The organism is Burkholderia sp. Nafp2/4-1b (assembly GCF_003635165.1).
GTDB lineage: Bacteria > Pseudomonadota > Gammaproteobacteria > Burkholderiales > Burkholderiaceae > Burkholderia.
This window is the reverse complement of sequence record NZ_ML058626.1, coordinates 64,615-80,470: the sequence shown is the minus strand read 5'-3', so window position 1 is coordinate 80,470 and position 15,856 is coordinate 64,615. Positions and strand designations below refer to the sequence as shown.

The window sequence follows — 15,856 nt, the reverse complement described above, 5'->3', positions numbered from 1 at the left end:
CACCGTGCTGTTGGTCGAGCTGAGACCAGTCGACAGCGAATTGATACCGGTCGAAGTCGACGTGGACAGCGACGTGATTGCGCTATTCGCCGACGACAGACCCGTGGATGTCGACGTCGACAGCGATGTCACCGTGCTGTTGGTCGAGCTCAGGCCAGTCGACAGAGAATTGATACCGGTCGAAGTCGACGTCGACAATGACGTGATCGAGCTATTGGCGGACGAAAGCCCCGTCGACAACGACGACACCCCGGTCGACAACGATGTAATGCTCGACAACGTCGACGTCGACAGCGACGTCACCGCCGTGTTCGTCGCAGCGAGCTGCGAACCGTTGATCGCATCCGTGCTCGACGAACTGATCCGCCCGGCCGCGACGTTGGTGATCTGGCGCTCGTGGCCCGCAGAACCCACGCTGACGACGCTGGTCGGATTGATCCCGTTGAAGTTGTACGTGACGCCGCCGATCGTGCCGGTCGCGGTCGGATTCGGCGCGGCCGTCACCGAACCCGAACCGAGCGCGACATCGTTTGCGTTGTTGGCCACGGCCGATGCGCCGAATGCCACCGCGCCCGCCGCGGCCGCCGTCGACGTATTGCCGAATGCGAGCGAACCCGTGCCTTGCGCATTGTTCGTATTGCCGATCGCCACCGCGCCATCGCCGTTCGCGGTGTTGTTCGAGCCCAGCGTGACCGCGCCGGTGCCGATCGCGCTGCTCGGGTCGCCGATCGCGACCGCGCCGTTGCCGCTCACGGTCTGGCCTTGGCCGAGCGCGACCGCGCCGATCCCGCCCAGCACCTTCGAGTTGTTGCCGCCGGCAATCGAGCCCGCACCGGCGGTTGCGGCCACCGAGTTGGTATCGCCGATCGCGATGGTCGATGCGGCCGCCGCCACGCTGTTGATGCCGATCGCAGTCGAGTTCAAGGCCGAAGCGGTCGCGCCGGGCCCGAGCGCACTGGCCGACGTGCCGGTCGCAAGCGCGGAATTGCCGAGGGCGACGCCAAACTGCTGCGTCGCGGTCGATTGAACCCCCATCGCGATCGAACTGACGCCCGATGCATTGGCGTTGAGGCCGTACGCCTGCGCGTTGTCGGCGCCAGCCGACGTATTCGAACCCAGCGCGATCGAACTGATGCCCAGCGATTGCGTGCCGGAACCCGGCACGCCGGCGGTGCCGCCCCAACCGATCGCGATCGATGCGGTTCCCTTCGCGCCGCTGTTCACCCCCATTGCGACGCCCGAATTGCCGGAAGCCAGCGCGCCGCTGCCCACGGCAACGCCGGCCGCGCCCGAACTCGTGGACTGGTTGCCGAGCGCAACCGCGCCCGTATTCGTCGCATTGGATGCGAAGCCGAGGGCGACGCTTTGCGCACCCGACGCGCTCGAGCCGAGCCCGAGGGCCGCCGCATACTGGCCCGACGCCAGGGCATTGTTCCCGAGGCCGATCGCCGACACCCCGGTCGCCGCCGCGCCGCTGCCGATCGCGACCGAGCCACTTTGGGTCGAGCTCGACAGGTTGCCGATGGCGACCGAATAATTGCCGCTGCCGATCGCCTGCACGCCCATCGCCGTGCTATTCACGCCGGTTGCCTGCGAGTTGATGCCGACGGACGTCGACGCGTCGCCGGTCGCATGCGCACCCGGGCCAAGCGCCGTGGCTGAAAGGCCCGTCGCCGTAGCGAGGTTGCCGAACGCCGTGGAATTCGTCTGCGTGGCAGCCGCACCGTTACCGACTGCCGTCGAACTGGCGCCGCCCGTCGCGGAGCCGCCGCCCGCCGAATACTGCGCGTGGGCGCCGGCCTGAAACAACCCGAGATACGCGGCCGCCATCATCATGACGATTCGCCGGGGCGATAGCCGCGCCGGCGTTGCCATGTGCGCGACGGCAGTCGCCTCCGCTGCATGCGCTGCAGCACTTCGTGTCGACGCCACGCGCTTGCCGCGTGCGCGATCGAGCTCGGACGCCGCAACCCAGGCTCCCAGTGCTTCGTTCCAGATCGACTTGAACGACTTGTTCATCTTGTTTTTCCTCGGTTTACATGTGCTGGATGGCGCAACGGCGCACGCGGCGGGCGAGGACTGTCTCCATCTCCGTGATCGCCCGTAGCGCGACGCTTTCTTACTCACTTCGTATGACTAACTGAACAACGGCACGGCCCTTCACGGCCCTGCACGACACTCGCGACGCAGGTCGCGATCACACGACCGCACGCCGCGCGTCGGTCAGAACGACTTGCAGCGGCGATCGGAATGGATCGAATCATGGAAGTCGACATCGGCGGCCGCGTGCGTGCACGCTGCGCGGCGCACCGCGGCAACACGCGCGCGAGCGCCATCCCACCGCATCGGCGGCAACATCGAATCTCACGAGAACGCGTCGTTCAGACGCCGGATGGACGCGCGTCGGCCCGGCCTGCAGGCCGACGGTCATGTTTCATTCTGGAGGGGGATGACGCGGTGCGGCCCCCGAAGCTGACGCATGCGCCGCCGCATCGCCAACGCTGACAGCCGACACCGGTTCGAGCGACCTGGTGCTTTGATCTGCCACGCATTTCATGTTCATGTTTTTCGTGCCGCCTGATTCGAAAGCGCGTCGCGCGACCGCCAGGCCAAAGGATCGAACTGCCCGGCGGTCGACACGAATTCACTCACCCCTTTCCATCCAGGCGCACCGCGGAAATTCCGGATTTCCGGAAAAACCGTCGATTGGCCGGACGGCCCCTACATCGCATTAATCAACTGACTTTCTTTGACTATTTCTAGTGGCCTTGTATGTCACACTCTCTCATCAGCTTCAAAATTCTCCGATGTATCTGTTATATCGACTCATTCGAAGGATGAAGAAGCCTGCATTGCCCTCGTGCCGGCTTTCGCTGCAGCCCCGGAATCCCGGAATTTGAGATTGTCAGCACGCAATGTCACATTGAATATTGCGCACTCAAATCCGTCGCTGCGGCAAATAAATTTCGCGTCGTACACGGTTCCATCGAGGAACCGCTCCCAGCCGCTTCGGGCCTAGTGTGCGGGGATTCATCAGAACAAACCTTTTGCCGAGCGGACAAAATGTTTTCCCGGGCGGACGATATTTGCATTCATACACGCCGGCATGGCAATCGACGTCAATATGAAAGTATTTTTAACCGGCGATAAATAAAATCTTAATCGCGGAGACGTTGAATTGACGAACTCGATTCCTGCGTCGGCCTGCTGCAAGCACGACATTTTCGATGTCAATTCATCATGCGGGCCAATTCCAATCGCACCAATTCGGCGCGGCAATAACGACCGATATTCTTTATTGAATTCGGCAGTTTTTTCCACTCTATTTTGTAGCCGGATGCCGGTTGCCGCGCAGGCCGGCCGCCGTGTCAAACATTTCCCCACGCGGCGCACGGAAACCCACCGTCGGCGGTGTTGGCGGCATATAATTTTTCGCAACAATCGAGCACATAGATGCCTCGAGTCTGACCGGCCTACCCTCCCCTACGCGTTCGCAATCATGTCATCCCGCTCGACCAGTTCGGCGTCGCTCCGCGCCACGCCGGATCTCGCCGGCGCACACATTCTCGTCGTCGACGACCGCCCGAACGACCTGCGGCTCCTGACCGAGATCCTGCGCACCGCACGGTGCCGGATCAGCGTCGCGTTCGACGGGCTGCAGGCCTATCACCGCGCGCAGGCGATCGCGCCCGACCTGATCCTGATGGACGTCCGGATGCCGCGCATGGACGGTTTCGCCGCGTGTCGGCTGCTAGCCTCCACCCAGTCGACGCAGAACATTCCGATCATCATCCTGACGGCCGCAAGCGATCTCGAGGACCGCATCGCCGGGCTCGAAACCGGCGCGCTCGACTACATCGTGAAGCCGTTCGAACCGGTGGAGGTCATCGCGCGAATCCGCAATCACCTGAAGCGCGCGCGGCGCAGCCAGCCGTTCGCGCATCTGCCCGAGTTGCCCGATCATCCCGACGCCGCGCTGGTGCGCGCGGCCAGCGACATCCTGCTGCGCGAACTGCGCAATCCGCCGGCGCTGGAAGAACTCGCACGGCAGGTCGGCACGCACGAGAAACGATTGTCCCGCGTATTCCGCGACCATCTCGGCCAGACCGTCTTCGAATACCTGCGCGACACGCGGCTGCGCGCCGCGAAGCACTTTCTCGCCGAAACGTCGATGGGCATCGGCGACATCGCCGAGGAAATCGGCTTCTCGACGCCGGGCAATTTCGCCACGGCGTTTCGCGAACGGTTCGGCGTCACGCCGTCGGACTGGCGGCGTCAGCGGCCTGCGATCGAGGCCCAGCCTGCGTCGCATGATCCTTCGCACGATGCATAGGCCGCGCGCGTCCGGCTGGCACGCCGTGCTGCTGCACGTGCTGGCGCTGATGGCCCTCTTCGCGCCCCCTCGCGCCGAAGCAACGGAAAACCCCGCCCGTCTCGAAGCAGTGTCGTTGTTCGAGGATCCGGGCACCACGCTGTCGGTCGACCAGGTCGCCGCGCGGCTCACCGATCTGCAACACCGCGCCGCCACACCGGCCCGGCAGTCGTTCAACATCGAATTTTCCCGCTCGGCGTGGTGGGTCGCTGGGACGCTCGTCAATAGCGGCGGCGTCGAGCAACCGCTGGTGCTCGCGATCCGCGACGCACGCATCGATCGCGCCGACTTCTACGTCGAGCACGGCGGCACGTGGGTGCGCGCCGCGCGCTTTCCGGCCGACGCAGAGGCCACGAGCCAGCCGCTTTCGCGGTATCCGGTGCTCGATGCGACGCTGCGGCCGGGCGAGCGGCTGCCCGTGCTGATCCGCATCACGTCGCGCAAGGAGTTGCGGCTCGCGCCGAGCGCATTCACGCAGGACGCATGGCGTGCGCACGAGCTGCACGCGACCATGTGGAATTTCGGCTTCTTCGGCGGGCTGCTCGCGCTCGTATGGTGTGCGCTGCTGATCGGCTTCTTCTCGCGCAGCGGCACGTTCGCCGTACTGGCCGTGCTGGCCTTGAGCACCGCGCTGTTCGAGGCGACCTACCGCGGCTACACGGCGATGTACTTGTGGCCCGGCGCGCGCGAGTGGTGGGCGCGCGGCGAAGAGATCCTCGTTTATCTGTCGGTCGTGTGCTTCATCGCGTTCATCCTGATGGTCGCGCATCGCGAGCAGGCGCGCATGCCGTTCCGCGCGATCTACCTGGCGTTCCTCGCGCTCGAATGCGTGGGGATGGCCGGCGCCGCGTACGGCGACCTGCTCACGTTCACGTGGTTCTGCCTGCGCCTGAACACCGTGCTCGCGGTCGTCAACATCAGCCTGGCGCTGACGTTCGCGATCCGTCGCACGCCGACCGGCCGCGTGATGCTGATCGCGGTCGCGTTCGCGAGCTTCAACATCCTGATTCGCATTCTCGACGGCAAGGACGCAATCCCGGCGTGGCTGTTCTGGCTCAAGTCCGACATCTATCCGAACCCGGTGATCGCGATCATCGGCCTCGCGACGCATCTGCTGGTGCTCGCCGCATGGATTCACCACGTGGGCCGTCAGCGTAGCGAAGCGCGCAAGCGCCTCGAGCACTGGCAGCTCACCGAACAGGATCGCCTGCGCGACGAGGTCGCGAAACGCACGGTCGCGCTCAACGACGCACTGCAGCAGGTGCGCACGCACATGCAGCAGAAGATCGAGACGCTCGGCTACGTGAGCCATGACTTGCGGGCGCCGCTGTCGACGATCAACGGCTACGCGAAACTGCTGCTGGAGAGCGCGACGCGCAGCCAGGCGCGGCTGATCCGCTCGATCGATCGAAGCATCCGCTACCAGCTCGCGCTGATCGACGAACTGCTGCAGTACACGAAGGCCGAACTGCAGCCGCTCGGCATTTCGCCGGACGCGACCGACCTGCCCGGCCTCCTGAACGATATCGGCGACTATGCGATCGCGCTGTGTTCGCAGCAGAACAACCGGTTCGACTACCGGCCGCTGACGCCGCTGCCGCGCAAGCTGTCGATCGATGGAATCCGGCTGCAGCAGGTGCTGCTCAACCTGCTGTCGAACGCATCGAAGTTCACGCATGACGGCACGGTCACGTTATCGGTCGCTGCGTATCCGGCAGACGATGCATGGCGGATCGTGTTCGAGGTCGCCGATACCGGGATCGGCATCGACATCGACAAGACGACCGACATCTTCCGCGCGTACCAGCAGGTGCAGGCAGTGAACGGCGGCACCGGGCTGGGCCTCTTCATCGCGCAGCGGATCGTCGGCGCGATGCACGGCGAGCTGGCCGTATCGAGCCAGCCGGGCGTCGGCACGACGTTCACGTTCCAGATCGTCGCGCCGGCACTCGGGCGCGCGCTGATCCCGGCGTCGGCGCTCGCGCGCGCGGTCCATCCCGCCGTTCATGCCGAGCCCGTTCCGGACGCGCACGTGATGCGCTGCCCGCCTGCCGATGCGCTCGACGAGCTTGCGGTACTCGCCAGCGAGGGCCGTCTCACCGACATCGAGGAATGGCTCGGGCAGCATGCGCACGCACCGCGGCATGCGGCGTTCGTGCAGACGATGCGGGAGCACCTCGACGCGCTGGACCTGCATGCGATCGAGCAGTTGGCGGAAGCGCTGAAGCGCACGGGCATCGCCGATACATCGGCCGATGTGTCGTTCGATGCGGAACCGGACATGGCCAGGCCGGCGTGACGGCAACTCGCGCGCTGCCGTCGCGCTGCCGTCGCCCGTCACGCACTCGCCGGACCATCACCCGCAGACGCGCATCCGTTCGGCCGCAAGAACCGTCAAGCAAGCGACGGCCGTCCGCGCAATTCGCCGCGGGCGCATGCAAAAACTCACGCGGAACGCTGGAAGCCCAACAGCCGGCGCATCGTCGACACCAGCGCCGCATGGTCGCCGGACGCGGCAGGCGTCACCCCGGCGGCATCGTGCTTCGTGCGTTTCGGGTCGAACCCGGTGCCACCGGTCCGCCGGCGCGCCGCATGGCGCTCGATGACCCGCTGCAGCAGACAGAACACGCACAGCAGCGCGCCGATCACGATCCGCGTCCACCACGAACTCAGCGTACCGTCGAACGTGATCAGCACCTGGATCGTGCCGAGGATGCCGACGCCGAACACCGATCCGATCACGTAACCGACGCCGCCGGTGAGCAGCGTGCCGCCGATCACGGTCGCGGCGATCGCGTCGAGTTCCATTCCCTGCGCCTGCAGCCCGTAGCCGGACAGCACGTACAGCGTGAACACCACGCCGCCGAGTGCCGAGCAGAAACCGCTCAACGCATACACGCCGACCTTCGTGCGCGCGACCGGCAGCCCCATCAGCAGCGCCGAACGCTCGTTGCCGCCGATCGCATACACGTTGCGGCCGAAGCGCGTGAAATGCGCGACGTAGATCGCGGCGGCCAGCGTCACGAGCGCGATCAGCGCGCCCGCGCTCAGCGTTCCGCCGCCGACCGGCACGCGGATGCCCGCGAGCGCATGGAACGTCGGCTCGTTGATCGTGATCGACTGCGTGGTGATCAGGAAGCATGCGCCGCGCGCGAGAAACATCCCGGCCAGCGTGACGATGAACGGCTGCAGCCGGAAATAGTGGATCAGTGCGCCCATCGCCGCGCCGTACAGCGCGCCGAACACGAGCACGAGCGGCACGATGGCCCATACGGGCCAGTGCAGCCGCTCGGCGCCGACCGCGCAGAAGATCGTTGTGAGCGCAACGACAGAGCCGACCGACAGGTCGATGCCGCCCGACACGATCACGAACGTCATCCCGATCGCGACGATCAGCAGGAACGCGTTGTCGACGAGCAGGCCGGTCAGCACCTGCATCGAGAAGAAGCCCGTGTACATCACGGACCCGAAACCGAACAGCGCGGCGAACAGCACGATCGTCACGACGATCGGCAGCGTGCGCGGGTCGGCGAGCCGTGCGAGAAATCGATTCATCGCGGCGTCGCTCCGGTAGTAGCGCGCGAACGCGCGGAAGGCAGCAGCCGCGACGCGTGCCGGACCACCAGCGCGCGCGCCGCGTCCGACTGGATCAGCGTCACGACGATCACGACGATCGCCTTCACGACGAGCGTCGCCTCCGGCGGCACGCCGATCGAATAGGTCGTGTAGGTCAGCGTCTGGATGATCAGCGCACCGAGCACCGAGCCCGCGAGGCTGAAGCGGCCGCCGAGCAGCGACGTGCCGCCGAGCGTCACCGCGAGGATCGCGTCGAGCTCGAGCAACAGCCCTGCGTTGTTGCCGTCCGCGCTGCGCACGTTCGAACTCGCGAGGATCCCCGCGAGCGCCGACATCACGCCGGAACACAGATACACGCCGAACACGACCGCACCGGCGCGCAACCCGACGAGCCGCGTCGCGACCGGGTTCACGCCGATCGCGCGGATGAACAGGCCGAGCGCGGTGCGGTTCACCAGCAGCGCAATCGCGACGATCGTCGCAATCGCGATCCAGACCGAGCACGGCACGGCCACGAGATAGCCGCCGCCCAGTTCCAGGTAGCCGGGCGCACCGATCGGGATGATCTGTCCGCCGGTCAGCAACTGCGCGACGCCGCGTCCGGCGACCATCAGGATCAGCGTCGCGATGATCGGCTGCATCCCGACGAACGCGACGAGCACACCGTTCCATGCGCCGGCGAGCAGGCCGACGCCGAGCGCGGCGGCCAGCGCGGTGCCGACCCGCGTCGGATCGCCATCCAGCACGATCGCCGCGGCCGCACCCGCGATCGCGACGATCGCGCCGACCGAGATGTCGATCCCGCGCGTGGCGATCACGAGCGTCATCCCGAGCGACACGATCACGAGCGGCGCCGCGCGATTCAGGATGTCGATCGGCGCGCCGAACAGATGGCCGTCGAGCAACGCGATCGACAGGAAGCCCGGCCGATGCGCGACGTCGAGCGCGAACAGCAGCGCGAGCGTCAGCACCGGCCACACGAGTTGATGACGAAACAGCGTACGGAGCCGCATCATGAGCGGCCTCCCGCGATCAGGTGGTACACGTGTTCCTCCGAGGCGTCGGCGCCGGTCAGTTCGGCGACCTTGCGGCGATCGCGCAGCACCGCGATCCGGTGGCTCACGCGCACGACTTCGCTGATTTCAGACGAGATGAACAGGATGGCGAGCCCCTGCGCGCATAGCTCGAGCACGCGCTCCATGATGTCGAACTTCGCGGCGACGTCGATGCCGCGCGTCGGCTCGTCGAGGATCAGCAGCTTCGGCTCCGTCGCGAGCCAGCGCGCGAGCAGCACCTTCTGCTGGTTGCCGCCCGACAGCAGTCCGATCGGCTGCTCCGCGTCGCGCGCCTTGATGCCGAGCCGCGCGATATACGAATCGGCGAGTTCCTTCTGGCGCGCACGGCTGATCAGCCGCCACCAGCCGCGCCGCGCCTGCAGCGCGAGGACGATGTTCTCGCGGATCGACAGCGCGGCGACGATCCCCTCCTTCTTGCGATCCTCCGGGCAATACGCGATGCCGTTGCGCACCGCGTCGTGCGGCGACGATAGCCGCCTGCGCGCGCCGTCGATCTCGATCGCGCCGGTGTCGGTGCGCTCGGCCGCGAACGCGAGCCGCGCGGTTTCCGTGCGCCCCGAGCCGAGCAGCCCGGCCAGCCCGACGATTTCGCCGGGCCGTACGTCGAGGTCGAGCGGGCTCATCATGCCGCGCCGGCCGACCTGCTGCATCGACAGGAACGGCGCGGCCGCGTCCGCATCGCGTTGCACGGCCGCCGCGCCCGCCTGCAACGTGCCGGACATCGGTGCGCGGCCGGTCATCTTTGCGACCAGCATGTCGACGGGCAGATCGCGCGCGAGATACTCGCCTTCGCGCTCGCCGTTGCGCATCACCGTGATCCGGTCGGACACCGCGTACGTCTGCTCGAGAAAGTGCGTGACGAACAGGATCGCGATGCCCGACGCCTTCAGCCGGCGCAGCACGTCGAAGAGCCGCTCGACCTCGCCGTCGTCGAGGCTCGACGTCGGTTCGTCGAGAATCAGCGCGCGCGCGTCGACCGACACGGCCCGCGCGATCGCGACCATCTGCTGCACGGCGATCGGATACGCGTCGAGCGAGCGCGTGACGTCGAGCGACAGGTCGAGTTCGGCGAGCGCGTCGCGCGCACGCGCATGGATCGTCTTCCAGTCGATCGCGCCGCGCCGCATCGGCTGCCGGCCCGCGAAGATGTTCTCGGCGACCGACAGGTTCGCGCACAGGTTCACTTCCTGGTACAGCGTCTGGATCCCGGCCGCCTCGGCCTCGCGCGGTGCGGCAAAGCGCACCGGTGCGCCGCCGACACGAATCTCGCCCGCGTCGTGCGCATGCACGCCGGTCAGCACGTTGATCAGCGTCGATTTGCCCGCGCCGTTCTGGCCCATCAGCGCATGGATTTCGCCCGGAAACAGCCGGAAATCCACGCGCTGCAGTGCGTGGACACCCGGAAACGCCTTGTCGATGCCGATCATCTCGACCACCGGCGGATTCGTCATGGATCGCCCTCGATTCGATACGGTTGCCGGACGGCGGCAGCCGCGCCGCCGTCCGTGGTCGGCGCGACTCAGTACTTGCGGGTCGGCAGTACCTGCGCGGCGACGTTCATCGGGAACACCGTCTCGTTCGTGACGATGCGCTTCGGCAACTGCTTGCCGGCGACCACGTCCTTCACCGCGCTCATCAGCTGCGGGCCGAGCAGCGGGCTGCATTCGACGTCGACGTTGATCTTGCCGGCGACCATCGCCTGGAAGCCGCCCTTGGTCGCATCGAACGACACGACGCTCACGTCCTTGCCGGGCTTGATGCCGGCCTCTTCCATCGCCTGGATCGCGCCGAGCGCCATGTCGTCGTTGTGCGCGTAGACCACGTTGATCTGCTTGCCGTAGGTCTTCGCGAAGGCTTCCATCACCTGCTTGCCGCCGGCGAGCGTGAAGTCGCCGCTTTGCGACGCGATCACCTTGAACTTCGGATTGTTCTTGATCACTTCGAGGAGGCCCGCGCGGCGATCGTTGGCCGGCGCGGAGCCGACCGTACCCTGCAGCTCGACGATGTTGACCGGGCCCGGATCGTTCTTGTAGCGCTCTTCCAGCCAGTGGCCGGCGCGCCGCCCTTCCTCGAGGAAGTCGGAGCCGATCATCGTCACGTACAGCGACGGATCCTTCACGTCGACGCCGCGGTCGGTCAGGATCACCGGAATGTGCGCGGCCTTCGCTTCGGTCAGCACCGGCTCCCAGCCCGACTCGACCACCGGCGAGAACGCGATCACGTCGACCTTCTGCGCGATGAACGAGCGGATCGCGCGGATCTGGTTCTCCTGCTTCTGCTGCGCGTCCGAGAATTTCAGGTTGATGCCGGCGTCCTTCGCCGCGCCCTTCACCGACACGGTATTCGCGGTGCGCCACGCGCTCTCCGCGCCGACCTGCGAGAACCCGAGCGTGATCGGCTTTTGCTGCGCGTGCGCGCCGGTGGCCAGCACCGTCGCCGCCGCGACGATCGCGCCGGCCGCCAGCTTCCTGATGAATGTCATGGTTCGTCTCCGATGGTGTCGTTGTGTGCCGCGGCGCCGGCCCGGCGCGATGCCGTGCTGTGCTGTTGTGGTTCTGGACGGCGCGGGTGCGGTTCGGGGCGGCGCCGGCCGGCGCGTGCGGCCGACGCGGTTTGTACGCCCCGGATCAGTCTAGGAACAAGTCCGATAACCTTCCAATGAAATATTGGATTGAAGCGATATCGGTATCGGCATACGTATAAACACCTAAGTCGAGGCGCGCGCTGCGCTCGTCGTTTCCCTGCCCGTCGATCGGCGTTCGACGCGGTTCGTCGGCAAGGCCGACCCCGGCGCACGAATTTTGCTGCCGCATCGCCTGCCCCGCTCGCGTATCGCGGCGGAGTGCCACCCACAAGGAGAACAACGATGTCCGCCATGCGTGAACGCAGCATGCAGCACCCGAATGCCCCGGTCGACTGGTGCGGTGCGGCATGAAGAAGCGTGCGTCCCTCACGGCGCCAGCGAATGCGTGCGCTGCCGCCGCGCCGCTGCGCCATGTCGACGACCGCCGGCCCGGCTACACGCGCCGGCGGCTGCGCAACGGCTTCGCGTATTACGCGCAGGACGGCACTCGGATCCGCGATGCCGACGAAATCGCCCGCATCAATGCGCTCGCGATTCCGCCCGCCTACACCGACGTGTGGATCTGCATGGACCCGCGCGGCCATTTGCAGGCGACCGGCCGCGATGCGCGCGGACGCAAGCAGTATCGCTATCACCCGCTGTGGCGCGAGACGCGCGACGCGAACAAGTACGCGCGAATGGCGGCATTCGGCCGCGCGCTGCCGCGCATCCGCGCACGCGTCGCGCGTGATCTGGCGCTGTCCGGCATGCCGCGCGACAAGATCGTCGCGACGATCGTCCGGCTGCTCGACACGACGTTCGCGCGAATCGGCAACGCCGAGTATGCGCGCGAGAACGCGTCGTACGGGCTGACGACGCTGCGCAAGCGCCACGTGACGATTCGTCCGGGACAGGTGCGGCTGCGCTTCACGGGCAAGAGCGGAATCGAACACGACGTGACCGTCGAGGACCCGCGCGTCGGCCGCATCGTACGACGCTGTGCGGAACTGCCGGGACACGAGTTGTTCCAGTATCTGGACGACGACGGCGCGCGCCATTCGATCGGCTCGGCCGACGTCAACGACTATCTGCGCGACGCGGCGGGTGCCGAGTTCACCGCGAAGGACTACCGGACGTGGGCGGGCAGCGTGCAGGCGCTCGCGCTATTGCGGCGCATCGAGCATCAGGGCGCAACGCATGCGCGCAAGCAGATCGTCGAAACGGTGCGGACCGTCGCCGAAATCCTGCGCAACACGCCGGCCGTGTGCCGGCGCTGCTACATTCATCCGGTGGTGCTCGATACGTTCGAGGCCGGGACGCTCGGGGCGCTGGAGGTGCGCCGCACGCCGAGGGGACTGCGTGTCGACGAGGCGGCGTTCGCGGCGTTGCTCGAGCAGGCGGCGCGCCGTGATCGGCGACGTACGCGCTGATGAACGGGCGCATCGGCTTACGGTTGCACCTGCAACGATCTCTAGCGCAACTCACCCGTGCGCGCGATCACGCAGCGGCGCTGTCGTTCGTCGCGCACCGCCGCACCGTGGCTCGCTCACCTCAACCGGGTTCGCGCTCGATCAGGAACCGTTCGCGGCGCACGCCCTTGATCCAGCGCGGCTCGCGACCGCGCCCGCTCCACGTCGCGCCGGTTTTGGGATCGCGATACCGGGGCGCCGATGCGCTCTTGCGCGGCGTCGCTCTTGCGGTGCCGCCGAAGATCTGTCTGGCGGTCAGCCCGTATTCCGCGACCCGGCTGCGAATCTCCCGAATGACGACATCGAGTTCGGCGAGCCGTGCCTCCTCGACGCGCTTCATCAATTCATCGGCTTGCGCCTTCAATTCGCGATAACCGGACATGCGGCTCCTCCACATTTTAATGACGTAATAAAAGACCGAATGGACGCGGGATTGCCATGATGCAATCCACTTGAAGGCCGTGAGTCGTACGTCCATTCGGGAAAATTGGAAAGCGGATCACGCACGGCCCGGCGCATTTTCGGCACGAAATTCGCACACCAATTCGCCGCTCGCCGCGAGTTCGTCGATCTGATCCGGCGTCAATGCGACGATCGATGCGGCAATTTCGTCCGAGATACCGAATTGCCGCTTGCCTTGCTCGTAATCGATTCGCAATATGCGCTGCGCGAGCGCGAGATACGCACGGTTCAATTCCGCAATTGCATCGAAGATATCGCCCTGTCCAGTCATGACCGCCCCTGAGCCGACGGCGGTTCGCGTGCGCGTTGCGCGGCAGCGTGATCGGCCGTCCAGTAATGGATGCCTGAATCTATGTCATGCGATCGGCGTCGTGCCGACAATTCCTAGATGGCATCAGACATTCGTGCAATCTCCGCGGCACATTCGGCGCTTCGCAATTCGTCGAAATGTGTCGCAATTGGCCGCTGTCGGATTCAGCCTAGATTCGGTCACCACCCGAATCCGGAACGCCCATACGATTTTTCGGACGGCGCGCGGCTCCATTTGCGCGATCGATACGGCACCGGCGTACGACGAGCACTTGCGCGCATCGTTGTCGTCGCTCGGCATCGTTGATGCCTGATCCTGAACGGATGGAATCCGACAATCATGTTGAAAGTGACGAAAGCCGTATTTCCGGTCGCCGGGCTCGGCACGCGATTTCTGCCTGCGACCAAGGCCAGCCCGAAAGAAATGCTGCCGGTCGTGGACAAGCCCCTGATCCAATATGCGGTCGAGGAGGCGATCGACGCGGGCATCACCGAGATGATCTTCGTGACCGGCCGCAGCAAGCGCGCGATCGAGGATCACTTCGACAAATCCTACGAGATCGAAGCCGAGCTCGAGGCGCGCGGCAAGGAAAAGCTGCTGTCGCTGGTGCGCAGCATCAAGCCGAGCCACGTCGACTGCTTCTACGTGCGCCAGGCCGAAGCGCTGGGCCTCGGCCATGCGGTGCTGTGCGCGGAGAAACTGGTCGGCAACCAGCCGTTTGCGGTGATCCTGGCCGACGACCTGCTCGACGGCCCGACGCCCGTGCTGCGCCAGATGATCGACGTGTTCGATCACTATCACGCGTCGGTGATCGGTGTGGAGGAGATCGCGCCCGAGGCATCGAAGTCCTACGGCGTGATCGACGGCAAGCGCTGGGAGGACAACCTGTTCAAGGTGTCGGGCATCGTCGAGAAACCGGAGCCGTCGAAGGCGCCGTCGAATTTCGGCGTGGTGGGCCGTTACGTGCTGAAGCCGAAAGTGTTCGAGCATCTGCGCGCGCTGCGGCCCGGCGCCGGCGGCGAACTGCAGCTGACCGACGCGATCCAGTCGCTGCTGTCGGACGAGCAGGTGCTCGCCCATCGCTACGACGGCGTGCGTTTCGATTGCGGCAGCAAGCTCGGCTATCTGAAGGCGACGGTCGAGTTCGCGCTGCGGCATCCGGAAGTGGCCGCGGATTTCGAAAGCTATCTGGCCGCGCGCATGTCGGCGCTGCTGGTCGCCTGACCGGGCGGGCATCACGAACGCGACCCTGTGGACGGCCGTCAGCGATCTCGGTGACGCGGCGATGACGTTGCCGCTGGCGCTCGTGTGCTTCGCGTGGCTCGCGTGGCTCACGCGCTCGACGGCCGGGCGGCATCACGCGGCGTCATGGGCGTTGATGCTCGCGGCGGGCATGGCACTTGTCGGCGCCACCAAGGTGCTCTACGCCGGCTGCGGGATCCAGATTCGCGCAATCGATTTCCGCGTGATCAGCGGGCACACGATGCTCGCGTCGGCAGTGTGGCCGATGGCCTGCACGCTGGCGTCGAGCGGCGGCACGCCGTCGCGGGCGATGACGTCGCTATCGCTCGGGCTCGGGCTCGGGCTCGGGCTCGCGCTCGGCGCGCTGATCGGCATCGCGCGCGTGTTCGACGACGCGCATACGCCGTCGGAAGTCGTTGCCGGCTGGTTCGTCGGTTCGACGATCGCGCTGGCATTCGCGCTGCGCCACGGCCTGCCGCAGGTCGACGCGCGGTATCGCGCGCTCGTGGCCGGGTCGCTGCTGGCCGTGTCGGCGCTCGCGTATGGGCATCATGCGCCGATTCAGGCGGCGATCGAGTGGTATTCGCCGTTTCTGTGCGGGCGGTTCGCGCTGCAGCCGTGATGGCGGGATCGAAGCAGTTGAATGAAACGCGGTACGAGCGGGTACGAGGTCGTACACCGCACGCCCGCGCCACCCCGTAAAAAAACGACACAATCCCGCCGGAATCGGACAACCCGGCTCGCCGGGCCGGCCAACCCTCTATGCTTGATCGCCGCACTCGCGTC

The 15,856-nt window shown here is 66.3% G+C and carries 13 protein-coding genes; 6 read left to right on the top strand and 7 right to left on the bottom strand.

From position 1 onward, the window contains the following. On the bottom strand, window positions 1-2,019 hold a 2,019-nt coding region (locus tag C7H84_RS31605), incomplete at its 3' end, for an ESPR-type extended signal peptide-containing protein (protein WP_276208426.1). Window positions 2,020-2,262: 243 nt separating this feature from the next. Here C7H84_RS31605 and C7H84_RS36670 point away from each other — a divergent pair. From C7H84_RS36670 to C7H84_RS31595, 3 genes are all read left to right on the top strand, one after another. After that, window positions 2,263-2,505, top strand: a complete 243-nt coding sequence (locus C7H84_RS36670) for a hypothetical protein (RefSeq protein ID WP_162999428.1) — start codon at window positions 2,263-2,265, stop codon at window positions 2,503-2,505. 994 nt (window positions 2,506-3,499) lie between these two features. After that, entirely contained in the window at window positions 3,500-4,333 is an 834-nt protein-coding gene (locus C7H84_RS31600; RefSeq protein ID WP_121862477.1) for a response regulator, read from the top strand. Next, window positions 4,326-6,671: a sensor histidine kinase gene (locus tag C7H84_RS31595; RefSeq protein WP_121862573.1), complete on the top strand. Its 2,346-nt coding sequence runs from the start codon at window positions 4,326-4,328 to the stop codon at window positions 6,669-6,671. The genes C7H84_RS31600 and C7H84_RS31595 overlap by 8 nt, the downstream gene beginning before the upstream one ends. Window positions 6,672-6,817: 146 nt before the next feature. Here the strand turns inward: C7H84_RS31595 and yjfF are convergent, their stop codons facing one another. The 4 genes from yjfF to C7H84_RS31575 all read right to left on the bottom strand — a co-directional run bounded on the left by yjfF (window position 6,818) and on the right by C7H84_RS31575 (window position 11,506). Then, entirely contained in the window at window positions 6,818-7,927 is a 1,110-nt protein-coding gene (gene yjfF, locus C7H84_RS31590) for a galactofuranose ABC transporter, permease protein YjfF (protein WP_121862476.1), read from the bottom strand. After that, window positions 7,924-8,964, bottom strand: coding sequence for an ABC transporter permease (locus C7H84_RS31585; RefSeq protein ID WP_121862475.1), 1,041 nt, complete (start codon window positions 8,962-8,964; stop codon window positions 7,924-7,926). The genes yjfF and C7H84_RS31585 overlap by 4 nt, the downstream gene beginning before the upstream one ends. Further along, window positions 8,961-10,475: a sugar ABC transporter ATP-binding protein gene (locus C7H84_RS31580; protein ID WP_121862474.1), complete on the bottom strand. Its 1,515-nt coding sequence runs from the start codon at window positions 10,473-10,475 to the stop codon at window positions 8,961-8,963. The genes C7H84_RS31585 and C7H84_RS31580 overlap by 4 nt, the downstream gene beginning before the upstream one ends. A 68-nt stretch (window positions 10,476-10,543) precedes the next feature. Beyond that, window positions 10,544-11,506: an ABC transporter substrate-binding protein gene (locus C7H84_RS31575; RefSeq protein ID WP_121862473.1), complete on the bottom strand. Its 963-nt coding sequence runs from the start codon at window positions 11,504-11,506 to the stop codon at window positions 10,544-10,546. A 449-nt stretch (window positions 11,507-11,955) separates the two neighbouring features. Here C7H84_RS31575 and C7H84_RS31570 point away from each other — a divergent pair, with 449 nt between their 5' ends. Then, window positions 11,956-13,017, top strand: a complete 1,062-nt coding sequence (locus C7H84_RS31570; protein ID WP_121862472.1) for a DNA topoisomerase IB — start codon at window positions 11,956-11,958, stop codon at window positions 13,015-13,017. A 121-nt stretch (window positions 13,018-13,138) separates the two neighbouring features. On the opposite strand, the gene C7H84_RS31565 is transcribed toward C7H84_RS31570, so the two are convergent. Together C7H84_RS31565 and C7H84_RS31560 are read right to left on the bottom strand one after the other, a co-directional pair. Beyond that, entirely contained in the window at window positions 13,139-13,438 is a 300-nt protein-coding gene (locus tag C7H84_RS31565) for an H-NS histone family protein (protein WP_121862471.1), read from the bottom strand. A gap of 117 nt (window positions 13,439-13,555) precedes the next feature. Beyond that, on the bottom strand, window positions 13,556-13,789 hold the full coding sequence (locus C7H84_RS31560; RefSeq protein ID WP_121862470.1) for a flagellar transcriptional regulator FlhD: 234 nt from the start codon (window positions 13,787-13,789) through the stop codon (window positions 13,556-13,558). Window positions 13,790-14,167: 378 nt separating this feature from the next. Here C7H84_RS31560 and galU point away from each other — a divergent pair, with 378 nt between their 5' ends. Both galU and C7H84_RS31550 read left to right on the top strand, forming a co-directional pair. Then, entirely contained in the window at window positions 14,168-15,052 is an 885-nt protein-coding gene (galU, locus tag C7H84_RS31555) for a UTP--glucose-1-phosphate uridylyltransferase GalU (RefSeq protein WP_121862469.1), read from the top strand. Window positions 15,053-15,077: 25 nt separating this feature from the next. Next, entirely contained in the window at window positions 15,078-15,692 is a 615-nt protein-coding gene (locus C7H84_RS31550) for a phosphatase PAP2 family protein (RefSeq protein WP_121862468.1), read from the top strand. Window positions 15,693-15,856: the final 164 nt, after the last annotated feature.